We start from the raw sequence: 14,838 nt of genomic DNA on the forward strand, positions 1-14,838 counted from the left end.
TTATTCTTAACTAGTATAGCATAAAAAAAGAAAGGAGGAAAATCACTCGCTTCAAGATAGTGATTTTCTCCTTCTTTTGTTTCTTATTGCAAGACAAGTGATGCTGCTCCAATCACTCCAGCGTCATTTCCTAGAGTTGCAAGAGCTAATTTCGTTGTTGTACGAACTTGTGGGAAGGTATTTTCATCATAAACTTTTTGCACGCCTTGGAGAAGGAATTCCCCCGCAGCTGAAACTCCACCACCGATTACAATCGTTGATGGATTTAGGATAGAACCGATGTTGGCACATGCAATACCCAAGTAACGTGAGAAGTTACGATAAACAATCAAGGCAAGGTCGTCTCCTTCTTTTGCAAGGTCAAAGACAGTTTTGGCTGTTACTTCTTCACCGTCGTCGATCAAGCGTTTCAAGGCCGCATCGCCTTCGTATTCATCTGCATAACGACGAGTCAAGTTGACAATCCCTGTTGCAGAAGCAACTGTCTCAAGACAGCCTTTTTTACCACAGGTACATGCGATTGGTTGGTCAAAGTCAACAGTGATGTGACCAAGCTCACCAGCAGCACCAGCAACACCGTGGAGCAATTTGCCTTCTGCCACGATACCGCCACCAACACCTGTACCAAGTGTCATAAAGACAACGTCTGGTTGGTTTTCACCAGCCCCCATCCAACGCTCACCAAGAGCCGCTACGTTGGCATCATTATCGATGAAGAATGGAATACCCAAGGCTTTTTCAATCTTTTCTTTGATTGGTTGAAGAGTTTTCCAGTTGAGGTTGTAGGCTCCGATAACAGTTCCATTTTCACGGTCAACTACACCAGGTGAACCCATACCAATCCCTTGGAAATCCGTAGCTGACAATCCAAGCAAGTTCAAACGATGTTGAATTGATTCAATCATATCGTCTACGATATGGCTTCCTTCATCCAAAATGTTAGTCTTAATAGACCATTTTTCTTGGATTTCTCCTTCTTGAGTTAAAATTGCAAACTTGACAGAAGTTCCACCAAGGTCAATCCCAATAATCTTTTGACTCATCTTTTTCTCCTTTATATTTATTAATGGAAATGCTTACAGACATAGTATAACAAAATCGTTAGATTTGTGCAAAGCTTTGCATTACCTTTCCAGATTATTTCTACTCTATGGTTTCCACAAACCAGAAGCATCTACATAATAGCGTCCACCATCCACTCGCTCATTCTTAGCCATTTTACCATCCGATTTCAAATAGTAATTTCCTTGCCATGCATTGCGAGCATAAGATCCATCTGATTTCAAGTAATACCAGGCTTGGTAAGAAGAATCATAGACCCACTCACTCTGAGCCATTTTCCCATTTGACTTGAGGTAATATGAACCTTGCCAAGTATTATGCGCATAAGCTCCATCTGATTTGAGGTAATACCAAGCTTTGTAGTAAGAATCATAAATCCATTCACCCTGAGCCATCTTACCATCTGATTTGAGATAGTAACTTCCCTGCCAAGCATTACGTGCATAAGATCCATCTGATTTAAGGTAATACCAGGCTTGGTAATAGTTATCGTATACCCACTCATTCTCAGCCATTCTTCCATCTGACTTGAGATAGTAAGCACCCTGCCAAGTATTTGTTACTGGTTTCCCATTTTCAGAAAAATAGTACCAAGATCCATTCTGACGAACCCAGCCACTTTCAGCTGCTACACTTGAGGTAGGTGCTGCACTATTTGGTGCTACATTGGTGTTAGCTTGTGATGTACTCGACTTTTTCTCTTTTAAAACACCCTTAGGCGCATTCTTCGATTCACAGGCAATCCCATCATGATCCTTATCTAGAGTAGTAGAATACCCTGGTTCTCCCTTATGAATATCTGCATAACCATTCTCCCAAGCTTCCTTACAGCTTGAAAAATGGATACTTTCATCTGCCACAACTGGATGTAAAAACAAAGCTAGAGCAGGTAAAGAAGCTAGACCAAGTTTTAATAAATGACGTTTGTTCATGATTTCCTCCTAAAATTATAATATTAATCTCGATATTATTTTATCAAACTTATTTCAGCAATTCAAGAAAACTTCTAGTTATTTCTGCAAACTCTTTTAGTTTTGCCCTATTCAAGATATGAGGGCCGTCAGGGATAATCTGAAATTAAGAATCTGGCAACAGTTGTTGAATACCTTCCATAACCTTTAGATTAGGCTTATCCATGTAAAAATATTAGTTTCATTTAGTTCTCCTTCATTGACAACTCATACAAGCCCCTAACTGCATTACAGCCATAAATAACTTCTGCTTCTTTCAAATCTGATAAAATCAAGACCTTCTCTTCTACCTGCCCACTTTCAAGTAAATGCTGGCGATAAATCCCTGATAAAATGCCAAGAGTACTAGGTGGGGTATAGAGCTTACCATCCATTTTTAAGATTAGATTCCCAATGGAGGTCTCAAGCAATTTTCCATCAGCAGTGTGATAGATGATTTCCTGCTCTCCCACTGTCAAATGTGGTCGGTGTGTCGTCTTAAAGTAGGTAAAGGCCTGCTCCAAATCCGCTTCCTGTAGACAAAGTTTGGCCTGACAAAAGTTAGAGCTAAGTGGTGTCAATACTTGTCGTTCAATTTCAATCTCTCCAGATTTGCTGAGACTGATTCGTATCCGATAATCTTGACAGATGTCACAAGACTGGTACTCCTTCTCTATTTTTTGTCTCAAAACTTCTTGGTCAAATGGAAAGGCAAAATAACGACTAGCCTTTTGCAATCTTTCTAGATGTTGCTTTTCAAAGAGCAATTTTTTCTGGTTGATTTTCCCTGTCGTAATCAGCTGAAAACAAGGCTGTTTTCGATAAAGAACCGCTGCTTTTTGCTGGACTTCACGGTATTCTGACTCCCAAGTACTATCCCAAGTGATGCCACCTCCGACACCATAGATGGCTTGCCCTCCATGCAGTTGAATGGTTCGAATGGCTACGTTGAAAATCCGTCTACCATTGGGAAGTAAGAGTCCAAATGTCCCACAGTAAACTCCTCTGGGTTGGGGTTCCAAGTCCTTGATAATTTCCATGGTCGCTATCTTGGGAGCTCCTGTGATGGAGCCACATGGAAAAAGCGAACGGAAGATTTCTACTAGATCAACATCCGGTCGTAACTGACTCTTGATAGTCGAAGTCATCTGCCACACCGTAGAATACTGCTCCACTTGGCATAAACGCTCCACATGCTCACTACCAACCTCAGAAATACGATTCATGTCATTGCGCAAGAGATCCACTATCATCATGTTTTCTGAACGATTTTTGGGATCCTGTTCCAACCAAGCCGCCTCTTTCAAGTCGTCATCGTTATTCAAACCACGTTTAGTCGTCCCCTTCATAGGACGAGTCGTCAACTCACGACCATTTTGCTCAAAAAAGAGTTCAGGACTCATGGAAATCACTGCCATATCATCATGCTCTACGTAGGCATTATATCCCGCTTCCTGCTCAACCACCATACGATTGTAAATGGCAAAAGGATTAGCACTTAAATTCTGCTTGAGTTGGACAGTATAATTGACCTGATAGGTATCTCCTTGTCTTAAATGATGGTGAATTTGGGCAATCGCCTTTTCATAGTCCTCAGCAGATGTTACTTCCTGCCAATTTGATGGCAAATCCACCTCCTCATAAGTCAGAGGGATACTGGATTTTTCTACACTATCATGAATAGTGAAATAGAGGAGATACTCTCCTAACAAGGGACCTGAGTGTACTGCTAATTTTTCCTCAAAAGCTGGTGCAGCCTCATAGCTGACATAGCCCACCACATAGTAGCCTTGCTCTTGGTAGCTTTCCACTTGTGCTAATAAGTCCGCCACTTGTGCTAAATCTCTGGTTTTTAACTCTTTGATAGGCTGGGTAAAGGTGTATCTCTCGCCCAAAGCCCTAAAATCAATCACTGTTTTTCTATGCATATCCTAAGTATACCATAAATAAGAAGGTCCCTAGAATTTATCTAGTCAGTATTTTTTATCAGATTATCAGGAAATGTTTTAGAATTCTTTATATAATTTAACAAAATAAAAAGGTTCAGCTTATGCTGAACCACTTTTTAATCTGGCACATATTCCAATATATCACCAGGTTGGCACCCAAGTTCTTTACAAATGGCTTCTAGCGTTGAAAAACGTATAGCTTTGGCCTTACCTGTTTTCAGTATTGAAAGATTTGCGGGAGTAATACCTACACGTTCTGCTAAATCTCCTGAACGCATTTTTTTCTTTGCTAATTCGACATCTAGATTAATAACAATCATGTGATAGTCTCCTTTCTCTAAATTGTAAACTCATTTTCTTCTGCAATTTCGTTTGCTTTTTCAAGGACTTTACCAATTGTCCAAACAACGAGAGCAGTAACCATGAAAGTTATATTTAGAAATGAATAACCATTGAGTGTCAAAATACCATCTCCTAGAAATGAGGCAATAAAGAGAGAAAGAGAAATACGATTAGCAAGTTTGACATTATAACTTGTAAAAATCTGTTCATGAATAATATTTTGGAAGAACTGTCTAACACAGAATAGTACAAACAGAATGATAAAGCTATTGATAAAGGACAAAGCACTCACTAGTATTGAAGTATTCACCATATCAGGTTTTAAGGAAATAGTCCCAAGGTTAAATAGGCTAATCTCAGTTACATTGAAAACTGTTAAAAGGATGGATATAACTAAAGATACTCCCAAGATAAAAAGTAGGATATTAATAAAACCTAAAGCAAATGGTAAGTAGGAATTTTTCTTAGACATTAATTTCAAAACCTCGTTTCTAATCTCTACTATATTATACAATATTAGTAAGTATTACGTACATGTATTATGCTACTTTATCTGAAAATTGGTTTTTGATAGAGGTAAGCACCAAGCTAGCAAGAAACAAAAATGCTGCAATCGAGAAGTTAAAAATAATATGAGCTGGGTTAAGAATAAGTTCTGTAATACCTTGGATTGCTCCTACTAGTGTCATTAAAACTGCACCTTTTTTCAAGAATGAAATGGTTGTATCTTCAAAAAAATCGCTTTCCTTAAAGTCCTTAGCAAACTGTTTTAATTTGATAAGGCCATAAGTCAGAAGTGTATTACCAGCAACAAAGGTTAGAACAAAGGCATTAACCCCTCCCCACGCTTCGTAGCCTGACCTTGTTACCTCTCCACCTTCAGGCATTAGTTGGCTGATATCAAATTGACCAAGTAGAAGAACTAAGGAAGCGATACTAAAGAAACTGAGGGTAAAGATTCCGAAATTAGAGCCTAGTGTAACAAGTGATTTAGTAAAGTTTACGATTTTAGTTGATGTAGTTTTTTTCATGATGATTTCCTCTTTTATAAAATATTTTTAGTTTTAGCAACAAATGAGCTCTTTTTGTTACTACTCGAAAACTTATTATTGTTTATCGATATGTCTAGTATAGCATAATTTTTTTGAAATGCAACACTTTTTTATCGTTTTTTGATAATTTTTTTCTTTTATTTAAAAATATCTTTATTTAAGAGCAATTAGACTCCAAATATTAAAGTCAACACTTCTAAAAAAATCAAATATGAATCCAAAACATTTTTAGTAAACTCTTTTTAAGAATATCACGTTCACTCAACATAATCTAACAAATAACCATAACCCTTTTCTTTCATTTGATCCTTTGGAATAAAACGGATAGACAGGCTGTTAATACAATAGCGAAGTCCCCCCTTGTCCTGAGGTCCGTCTGTAAAGACATGTCCTAAGTGGGAATCACCAGTTCGGCTTCTGACTTCTGTTCTGACCATATTATAAGACTTGTCTTCCTTGTAGGTCGCAACATCTGGACTGATAGGCTGGGTAAAGCTTGGCCAACCACAGCCCGATTCAAATTTATCTTTCGAAGAAAAGAGGGGTTCACCTGTCGCCACATCTACATAAAGACCTGCTTCAAATTTATCCCAGTAACGATTTGAAAATGCCCGTTCTGTTTGACTATTTTGAGTCACTGCATACTCTTCAGGAGAGAGGAGTTTTTTCAATTCATCGTCACTCGGTTTTGGATATTTACTCGCATCAATAACAGGATAGGATGCTTGATTGACATTGATATGGCAATATCCATTTGGATTTTTCTGGAGATAGTCTTGGTGGTAGTCCTCAGCCACGATAAAATTAGATAAGGCTTCCTTTTCAACTGCTAGAGGCTGGTCATACTTTTGAGCAACTTGCTCAAAGACTTGATTGATGACTTCTAGGTCTTTTTCATCTGTATAGTAGACTCCCGTGCGATATTGGGTTCCTACGTCATTACCTTGCTTGTTTTTGCTAGTTGGATTGATAATGCGGAAATAATGGAGCAGGATTTCTTTTAATGTAATTTGATTGGCATCATAAGTCACATGAACAGTTTCAGCATGGCCTGTTTGACCGATCAATTCATACTGGGTTGTTTCTCCTCTGCCATTCGCATAGCCAGAAACAGCATCTGTCACACCTGCTACTCTTGAAAAATACTCTTCAACTCCCCAGAAACAGCCTCCCGCTAGATATATTTCATGTAGGTCAGCATCTTTATCTGGCTCCGTTTTTTTCTTAACACCTTGACCTTGGCTAACTGCTGCCTTCTCAATTTGAGAGGTATCGGTGTAGCTAGCGCTTCTTCTTTCCAAAAGAAATAAAATTCCGATGATGATGCAAATGAACACTCCAATTAAGAGTATTGTTTTTAATTTATCATTCATGATGAGCCTCTAATCTATGCTTTTTAGCGTCTGTAAAATAGTTTCTTTGTCCATAAAACCTGGCTGGGTCTTAACTAGTTTGCCTTCTTTATCAATAAAGACCTGAGTTGGATAAGAACGGACTCCGTAACTTGCTAAGAGTTTTCCCGAAGGGTCTAATAGGACAGGGAGATTTTTATAGTCCAAACCCTGATACCATTTTTTGAAGGCTTCTTCTGCTTGTTCCCCTTTTTGACCAGGAGAAACAACTGTCAAGATTACAAAGTCATCGCCAGCTTCTTTTGCCAGTTCATCGGTATCAGGGAGGCTGGCTAGACAAATAGAACACCATGAAGCCCAAAATTTGAGATAGACTTTTTTGCCTTTGTAATCTGATAGGCGATACGTTTTACCATCAACTCCCGTGAGTTCAAAGTCTGGAACTTCTTCCCCTTTTTTTGCAGTTTGAGAGCTAACTTGCGCTTGTTTGTCTTCATTTTGCTTATCAGCTTGATTCTCCATCTGATTGTTACAAGCCGATAGACAGACCAGACTAGCGCAGACCAATACAGTTGCTTGCCATTTTTTCATTTTCATCACCTTTCTCGTTCATCATATGAATATAGATATTGTATTATAGCTCTATTATATACCTATCACCCTAAAAATACTTGAAATCTGTTTGGAAAATAAGGCATCTTTTGGGACACAAAAAACTCCCACCTGCTTAGCAGGTGGGAGTCAATTGATTATTTAAAGATAGAAGTTTTAAAGCTATCTGTTTGTTGAAGAAGTTTCTTAAAGAGTTTTTCTTTAAGTGATACGGTGTTATCAAATTTGACAGAACCATTACTTAGAGTGGTCTTATCTTTATCAACTGCTTCAGCAAATGCTCGTTTCAAGTCTTCATAACTATTGTATGTTTTACCATCGATTTCAATAGACTGAATTCCTTTTTTAGCGTTATTCACTACTTCTTCGAAGTAAGCTTTCTTCCAATCTTCAAGATTGTTGAATTTTCCTTCAGAAATCTTGTTGATGATGAAATCGTCACCTAGGGTCTCTTTACCAGCTTTCTTAGATTCAGCTTTTAGCATGTTAGAAGCATAGTTTAGGAAGCCTTTTTCGTAGCCATAGTAACCCCAGATTCTGAAAGTATTGTGTTTGAAGGACATAGCTCCAGGAGCACCTTCACTAGTATTCCCACCGTAGATACCAGACATCATTGGAACCGTGACATAAGCAGAATCAAAGTCAGATGGATTATAAACTCTGTTACCTGGGCCACGGTTGGTCATGAAGTTGTTAGTTACTAGGTCATCTACTGTACGTAATGGAATAGCCTTTTCCTCATCACTCAAAGGTCGCACCTTATCGAATTGATTCTTGGTGTTATTTCCTCGGTATTGTTTGTCTACTTTCTTGAACCAAGCGTTGTTTAAATCTTGATTTGCTTTATTGAGGACAGCTTCTCCTTCAAGATAATCCAGAAGCATGAGCGTATCATTATAGCCCTTCATGTAACGATCAATTTCGTCACGTGACTTCAGATCATTTGGATTAGTGTTATACCATTGATTTCCATCATTAGGACGTTCATAAGCCATGTTAAGACCTAGGGCTTTGTATTCACCATTTGGATTTGATACTGACGGAGTTTGTAACATTCCTTGAGCAAATGCTTCAAGATCTGTTCCTTCACGGTGTCTTGAGCCACCTAGGTAAACCATTCGGTCATTTACGTGAGTTGTTTCATGAGTAAAGGCAGACACCCCAAAATCACTAATCATGTCCGTCACCATAAAGAAGACAGAATCATCCTTATATGGATTCGCATAAACGCGAGCCACAGCTCCCATACGCCAATCAGTCGCATGGTAACGGTCTGTAGGTCCATACAATTCACGGATAGGTGCCACATCTTTACCACTGTTTGTATGGCCATAACGATCAGTACTAATGCCTTTATAATTCTGGTTGTCCAGTACAGGTGTTGGAACCATATTATTGCTCTTCAAGAGCTGATTACGTACTTTATCTAGAGATAGACGTGACCAGAAATCTAAGTAATTCTGTTGTCCTTTAGCAACCTTATCAATTTCAGATTTGAAGGCATTCCGTTCTGCTTCAGTGTTCTTACCATATTTTTCAAATGAACTATAGGCCATGGTATTGTATGTTGAAATCAAGAACATATGGGCATCTTTTAAGTTCAAGAGTGGTAAAATCATCTTGCCATGCATATCGTTATTTAAGCCTTCGTAAGCTCTATGTTTCTTATCAGCAAAATCAGGATTTGTTGTTTTTGGTTCCACGATATAGACATTATCTTTAGTTGCTTTTATAAACCAATCATTCAAGTCTGTATCTTTTGTGAAGAGTTCCATGTTATATTTCAGGAAGTCATTTAGGTTGCCAGAAAGAGTATTTTTAGCAACTACTTCACGGAAGGCATCGTGTGTACGAGTTCCTTTGACATAATCTTCTTTTGAACCAATTTCAATCAAACGGTCTAATACACTTACATTCTTACCATAGAAGTCTGGCTTAAACAACATGAGTTGCTTGATATTGAAATCATCAAACTTCACTCCGTAATAACGGTTAAGGTAAGATAGGCCAAGGAGAATCGCTGCCTTGTTATCATCAATTTTCTTGATTAAAGCACGTTTAGCAGCCTCATCTGTGTTTAATTGATGATCCTCATTTTCAACCAACTGTTTCACAAATTTAGTAAGATTATCCTTAACTTCTTTGAAGGTTTCTTCAAGATAAAGGTTCTTAATAGCATTAACTTTGTTTGGACCAGTTCTACCAAGGTGCGTGTAGATTGGGTCAGATTGTAATTCCACAGGACTCAATTTTTCAACAATAGCATTGATGAGATCACTACGGTCCTTGTCAACCATATTCGGAGTATAAACAACTTCACCAAGTTCTGCAATACCGTACTCTTTCACTTGTTTCACTTTTGAATCTTTAGGCGAAATGGTAAAGATATCTTTTGTCTTATCTGCATAGTGGATCATAATATGATCAGCATCAGCTAATTCCGTCACAAAGGTATTGCCTTTCATAGCAGTTACAGACAATACTTCTTTAGTCAAGAGAGGACTTCCTGCAGCTAATTTATTACCTTGGTCTACAATCCACTCTTTGTTATAGAAAGGTTGAAGTTTTGCGATATTACGGTAAGCTAGCTCACGAGTCGCATCATAACTATCAATTGCTTTGTACTGATCATCTTTGTTTAGACTGTTATTAAGCTTGTCTTCAATAGGTTTGCTGCTGGTAAATTTATCAGCAGTAATTCCCATTGCTTCAATTTTCTTCTCAGCTTCAGCCAGTGAGATACTTGGAATTTTACGTGAATTGTTAAAGGATTTTTTACCTTCACTCACATCATCAACACTATAATTACGTTTGGTTCTTGAATATGTGAAGTAGTCGTCAGCATCAATATCCGAGTGACCAAACACCATTTCACCTGTTTTGACTTTCATCATAGTGATGTTGTCTTCAATAGTACCTAAGGCCCAGTTGGTACCCAGCAATCCACCAGACTGAACAGCTTCTTTCAGTTCGATAGAACCTTTAGCAACTGAATTTCTAAGGACCCCTTCTTTACCAACCGTATAGTTATTAGCACCATTTTGCGATGAATAGACTAGACCTGCAGCTTTGGCTTTATTACCAGTGATCTCAGCATCAACGTATGCTTTCTCAACAACACCCTTCCAGTTTTCACCAAGAATACCAGCTAAATAGCCTCCTCTATTGCCAGCAGCATGAAGTTTACCGATAAAGGCGACATTACTTACTTTTCCACTACCATCAATTTTATTGATAATACCAGCTACATCATTGTTACCGACAACACTTCCGGTTACTTTGACATTTTCAATAGTTGCATTGTTTTTGATAACATTGGCGATTGGAGCTACTCGATCAACTCCAGGCATATCAATATTGACATTTTCCAGTAAGAGATCCTTAACAGAACCACCTTCAATGTTTCCAAATAATGGTCTAGTGATATTATGAATAGCAAATTTATTACCATCAGTACTTCCTAATGAACCTTTAAAGGCATTGGTTACATAAGATTTGCCAGCTGGCGGTACATTATTAGCATTCATATTGCTACCAAGCTTAAAGGTACCAGTAGGATTTGCTTGCATAGCTTTCACAAGTTCATTAAAGTCGTAGTAGACATCACCTTCATGAGCTTTTGGCTTAGGTAAATAGTGTACATACTCTTCAGTGAAACGATTTTCTGCAGTACGTTGAATCAAATCAGGTGCTTTAGCAGTTACTTTGTAAAGTTTATTTCCATCTACAGTAACTTCTTCGATTTTATCAACAGCTAGTTTCGTAGCCTTGTTATCGTAAGTCGTAACTTTTAAGTAGTAAGACTTAACATTCGATGGTTTCTCGGACAAAAGACTACTATCGGTCTCATTACCTTGGTCATCCACACTGATTAAGCTTGTTTCCTTAATATTTTTGACTTCAACTTTTTTAAGGTCGATTCTCAATGGTTCTTCTTTAAGAATTTCTTCTTCGTCACCATTACCACGATCATACACCATAGTCGTCGCAAGTGTATAATCCTTGTAATAATCTAGATCAGCTAAAGCTGTCGCAAGATTAGACTCTGAAATAGCAAATGTCTTAATAACTTGATCGCCTTTTTTCAACACTGCTTGAATAGACTTGATAGTCACTCCATCTGGTTTTTTTAGGCTATAAGTTGCATTTGCACTTCGATTCAATTCTTCTGTATCAACTTTAGTTAATGTTAGAGTAGGTTTTTCTAATTCCTTAGTACCTTTTTTGATAATGTGGTCTTGTGCCTGTTCAAGAACTTCTTCTGAAACAGTAGGTGCATCTGCAGTTTTCACACCCTTGATAGTTTTGTAGACTTTGGTAATTTTCTTCTTACCATTCTTGCCTACCTGAGCAACTGTTTCAGTTCCCTTGAGTAGACTAGAATCTTGTTCCATTATCGTTTTAAAAGGAACTTCTTCAACAGAAACTTCTTCGGTTTGGCCTTCAGTTGGTTTGGTTCCACGACTGATTTTTTCAGCTACAGGAGCTTTAACAACTTCCGTACTAGTGCTGATAGCTTCGCCAACTTTCTCCCCATCTACAGTTTTGTAGACACGATGTATGAGTTGACTACCAGCTTCACCCTTTTGAACAACACTTTCTTCGTCAGTATAGCGATTAGAATCCGATAGGTATTCTGTAGAATATGGAATTGTAACAGTTTCTGTTTCTGTCACAGTTGATTCTGTTAGATTGTATTCTGGCAAGCTCGGTTGAATGAGGGGTTCACCTTCGTGTCCTTCTTCCTGAGTCCCTTTAGCTGTTACTTCATCTGTATAGACTGGGAGTTCAGGTTGGATTAGAGATTCACCTACATGACCTTCTTCTTGAGTACCCTTGGCTGTTACTTTTCCTGTATAGGCTGGGAGTTCAGGTTGGATTGGAGATTCGCCTACATGACCTTCTTCTTGAGTACCCTTGGCTGTTACTTCTCCTGTATAGGCTGGTAATTCCGGTTGGATTGGAGATTCGCCTACATGACCTTCTTCTTGAGTACCCTTGGCTGTTACTTTTCCTGTATAGGCTGGGAGTTCAGGTTGGATTGGAGATTCGCCTACATGACCTTCTTCTTGAGTACCCTTGGCTGTACTATTCTCTGGTTGGGCTGGAGACTCTGGTTTGACAGGGGATTCACCAATAGGAGCTTCTTCTTGGGTGCTCTCTGTTGTTTCTTCACTTGTATGAACAGGAGGTTCTGGCTGAACGAGAGATTCGCTTCCTTGAGTTTCTCCCTGTGTTGCTGTAGTTGTAGTCTCTTCGCTGTAGGTTGGAAGCTCTGGTTGAACAAGTGATTCGCCTTCACGAGCTTCTTGTGTCACTTTATCTGTAATCAAGTTATTATCTTGATTATTTTCAGGCATTGAAACTTTCAAATCAGCTTCTTTGAAGTAACCAATGTAGTCATATCCATCAATTTGAATAACTCCATTGGCTAAATCTTCTTGACTACAAGCAGAAATTGTTTGGTTATAAGATAAAAGAATTTGATTTTCAAAAGCTTGAATAGTCTGAGGAACGAAGTAGCTACCTCCAAGTGCACCAATAAAAAGAATACCTGCTATCTTATTAGGTCGCTTCTTAGAGAATACTAGTACAGCTAATGCAGCTGTCGCAAAGCCAAAACCAACGAGACCTAGCTCTTTACTTCCAGTACTTGGTAACAGCTGGCTTCCAACTTCTTTTTTTCTATAAACAAGATAAACAATATCATCTTGTTCTAAATTCGACGGAATCTCTCTATGAATAAGGGCTTTTTCAGCTTCTGTCAACTCTTGCTCTGCCAAATAGCGATAGTGTACCTGATTTGGCTCACAAACTTCATTAGCTGCTACTTGATCAAGCAAGAGACTGTTAGCACCAAAAAGCAAGGCCCCGATGACAGCAGAACCGACTCCAACAGAGAACTTTCTAATAGAATATTTTATAACCTTTTCAACTTGTTTCTTTTCCATTTTACGATTTCCTAATAGCATCTTGTGGATATTGAGCACGTGCCCCTCCAATCAGTTTTGGACGACTAGCGAGGGCAGTTACGTGGGCTTGGCCGATTGATCTCAAAACTGGACGTATCGGTACTTGAACATGCTTGATATGCATCCCTATAGCCGTATCTCCAATATCGAGTCCTGCATCAGCTTTGATAAATTCGACCTCAACTGGGTCTTTCATATAGCGAAAAGCCGCCAATTGACCTGATCCTCCAGCGTTCAGTGTCGGAAGAACACTAACAATCTCAAGATTGTATTTGATTGCAACCTCTCGTTCTACTACCAAGGCCCGATTGACATGTTCACATCCCTGAACTGCTAGGTGGATTCCTCGGGCTGATAAGATTTCTAAGATTCTTTTAACAGTTAATTCCCCAATTTCTTGACTAGAGGCTTTCCCGATGTGTCCTCCTATCACCTCACTGGAAGATAAGCCCAAAACAAAGAGAGCTCCCTCATGGAGAGAAGCCTTTGCCAACACATCTTCTAGGATTTCCTCTACCTCTTTTTGTAAATGTCCTTGGTCCATACTTTACCTCGCTTACTTCCTTCTATGATATCGTTTTTTCATTATTTTAGCAAGCTAAGTGACGTGATAGAAAGTATTTATCTATAGTACCTCAATTGAGTTTACAAAAATTATTGTATAGTCTAAACCTAATTAAATCCACATCTAAAACGAAAAAAACAGAGAATTCTAATTCTCTGTCTTTTTTCAAATACTTCAAACTTTTTGGAGTCCTTGGACGGCATCGTGATTGATGATGATTTGACCGTATTCTTGGAGAACTGAACGGCTGATATCACTATCATCTGCAAATTCACGCATGCGAGCCAATAACCAAGCCGGATAAAGACTTGGATGATCTTCTACATCAACCAAGACTGTTAGATAGTATTGGTCGTTCATCTTGTAAAGTTCTGAAGTCTCCATTTGATAATCGACTGTTTTTGCAAAAGAAACCAAACTAGTTAAGTCGTCAAAACGTAGGATGTAGTAGATATAAGGTTCTCTTTTCCCTTCATCCACCTCAGCAATTTCATCAATCGCCGCTTCTTCCTCTTTTTCAACCTGCTCTAGAGATTGGATAGCTTCAATGTCTTCTTTAGTTTTCTCGGCCATGGTTTTTTCCAACGTTTTCAAAAATTCATCTGGAGACATTTTTGCTAGTTCATCCATATCAGGAAGATCTGCCAAATCTTCAAAATCCAAGTTTTGGTCAATCTTAGACTTGGTCACAAAGACATCCACCTTATCAGGTTTCGGTGTCACTCGGAAGCTAAGCATACCTGTATCCAAGAAACTGTCTGGCATCTCTAACTCATCCAGAATGGCATAGAAGAACTCTTCTGTTTTTTCTTGTGGAACGAGAAAGTCTGCGATTTCCATTCCACGATCCATCAAATCTTCTAAAGACATGGTGATTTTCAAAGTCGTATCACTGATTTGTTTCATTTTCATAGTTCGTAACCTCATACTTTCAGTTCTATCTATTATACAAGATTTAAATGATTTTATCAAAAGAATGGCG

The 14,838-nt window shown here is 38.5% G+C and carries 11 protein-coding genes and 1 pseudogene; all 12 read right to left on the reverse strand.

The window, feature by feature from the left end:
• Positions 1 to 83: 83 nt before the first annotated feature.
• A complete protein-coding gene (locus QM859_RS04545) occupies positions 84 to 1,043 on the reverse strand; it encodes an ROK family glucokinase (protein ID WP_074324662.1) in 960 nt (319 codons plus the stop codon).
• Positions 1,044 to 1,148: 105 nt separating this feature from the next.
• Positions 1,149 to 1,994 (reverse strand): excalibur calcium-binding domain-containing protein, encoded by an 846-nt coding sequence (locus QM859_RS04550; RefSeq protein ID WP_414262271.1) that lies wholly within the window; start codon positions 1,992 to 1,994, stop codon positions 1,149 to 1,151.
• 49 nt (positions 1,995 to 2,043) lie between these two features.
• Positions 2,044 to 2,196 (reverse strand): annotated as a pseudogene (locus tag QM859_RS04555) (alpha/beta fold hydrolase); the annotation flags it as partial.
• A gap of 22 nt (positions 2,197 to 2,218) precedes the next feature.
• Positions 2,219 to 3,940, reverse strand: coding sequence for an aminodeoxychorismate synthase component I (gene pabB, locus QM859_RS04560; protein ID WP_269797434.1), 1,722 nt, complete (start codon positions 3,938 to 3,940; stop codon positions 2,219 to 2,221).
• Between the two features lie 137 nt (positions 3,941 to 4,077).
• Positions 4,078 to 4,281, reverse strand: coding sequence for a helix-turn-helix domain-containing protein (locus QM859_RS04565; protein WP_004252288.1), 204 nt, complete (start codon positions 4,279 to 4,281; stop codon positions 4,078 to 4,080).
• A 17-nt stretch (positions 4,282 to 4,298) separates the two neighbouring features.
• Positions 4,299 to 4,775, reverse strand: coding sequence for a DUF2975 domain-containing protein (locus tag QM859_RS04570; RefSeq protein WP_070458987.1), 477 nt, complete (start codon positions 4,773 to 4,775; stop codon positions 4,299 to 4,301).
• 67 nt (positions 4,776 to 4,842) lie between these two features.
• A complete protein-coding gene (locus QM859_RS04575) occupies positions 4,843 to 5,334 on the reverse strand; it encodes a hypothetical protein (protein WP_269797435.1) in 492 nt (163 codons plus the stop codon).
• 278 nt (positions 5,335 to 5,612) lie between these two features.
• The gene (gene msrB / locus QM859_RS04580) at positions 5,613 to 6,728 is read right to left on the reverse strand and encodes a peptide-methionine (R)-S-oxide reductase MsrB (RefSeq protein WP_414262272.1); all 1,116 of its coding nucleotides are present in this window, start codon (positions 6,726 to 6,728) and stop codon (positions 5,613 to 5,615) included.
• Positions 6,729 to 6,737: 9 nt separating this feature from the next.
• Positions 6,738 to 7,298 carry a TlpA family protein disulfide reductase gene (locus tag QM859_RS04585; RefSeq protein WP_414262273.1) on the reverse strand — a complete coding sequence of 187 codons (561 nt, stop codon included), beginning with the start codon at positions 7,296 to 7,298 and terminating at the stop codon, positions 6,738 to 6,740.
• A gap of 158 nt (positions 7,299 to 7,456) precedes the next feature.
• Positions 7,457 to 13,270, reverse strand: coding sequence for a ZmpA/ZmpB/ZmpC family metallo-endopeptidase (locus QM859_RS04590; RefSeq protein ID WP_414262274.1), 5,814 nt, complete (start codon positions 13,268 to 13,270; stop codon positions 7,457 to 7,459).
• Position 13,271: 1 nt separating this feature from the next.
• Positions 13,272 to 13,835: a TIGR01440 family protein gene (locus tag QM859_RS04595; RefSeq protein WP_414262275.1), complete on the reverse strand. Its 564-nt coding sequence runs from the start codon at positions 13,833 to 13,835 to the stop codon at positions 13,272 to 13,274.
• A 195-nt stretch (positions 13,836 to 14,030) separates the two neighbouring features.
• Complete coding sequence (mecA, locus tag QM859_RS04600; RefSeq protein WP_070678029.1) at positions 14,031 to 14,768, reverse strand: adaptor protein MecA; 738 nt, start codon at positions 14,766 to 14,768, stop codon at positions 14,031 to 14,033.
• Positions 14,769 to 14,838: the final 70 nt, after the last annotated feature.

Source organism: Streptococcus infantis (assembly GCF_047463175.1).
In the GTDB taxonomy this organism is placed as follows: Bacteria; Bacillota; Bacilli; order Lactobacillales; family Streptococcaceae; genus Streptococcus; species Streptococcus infantis_AC.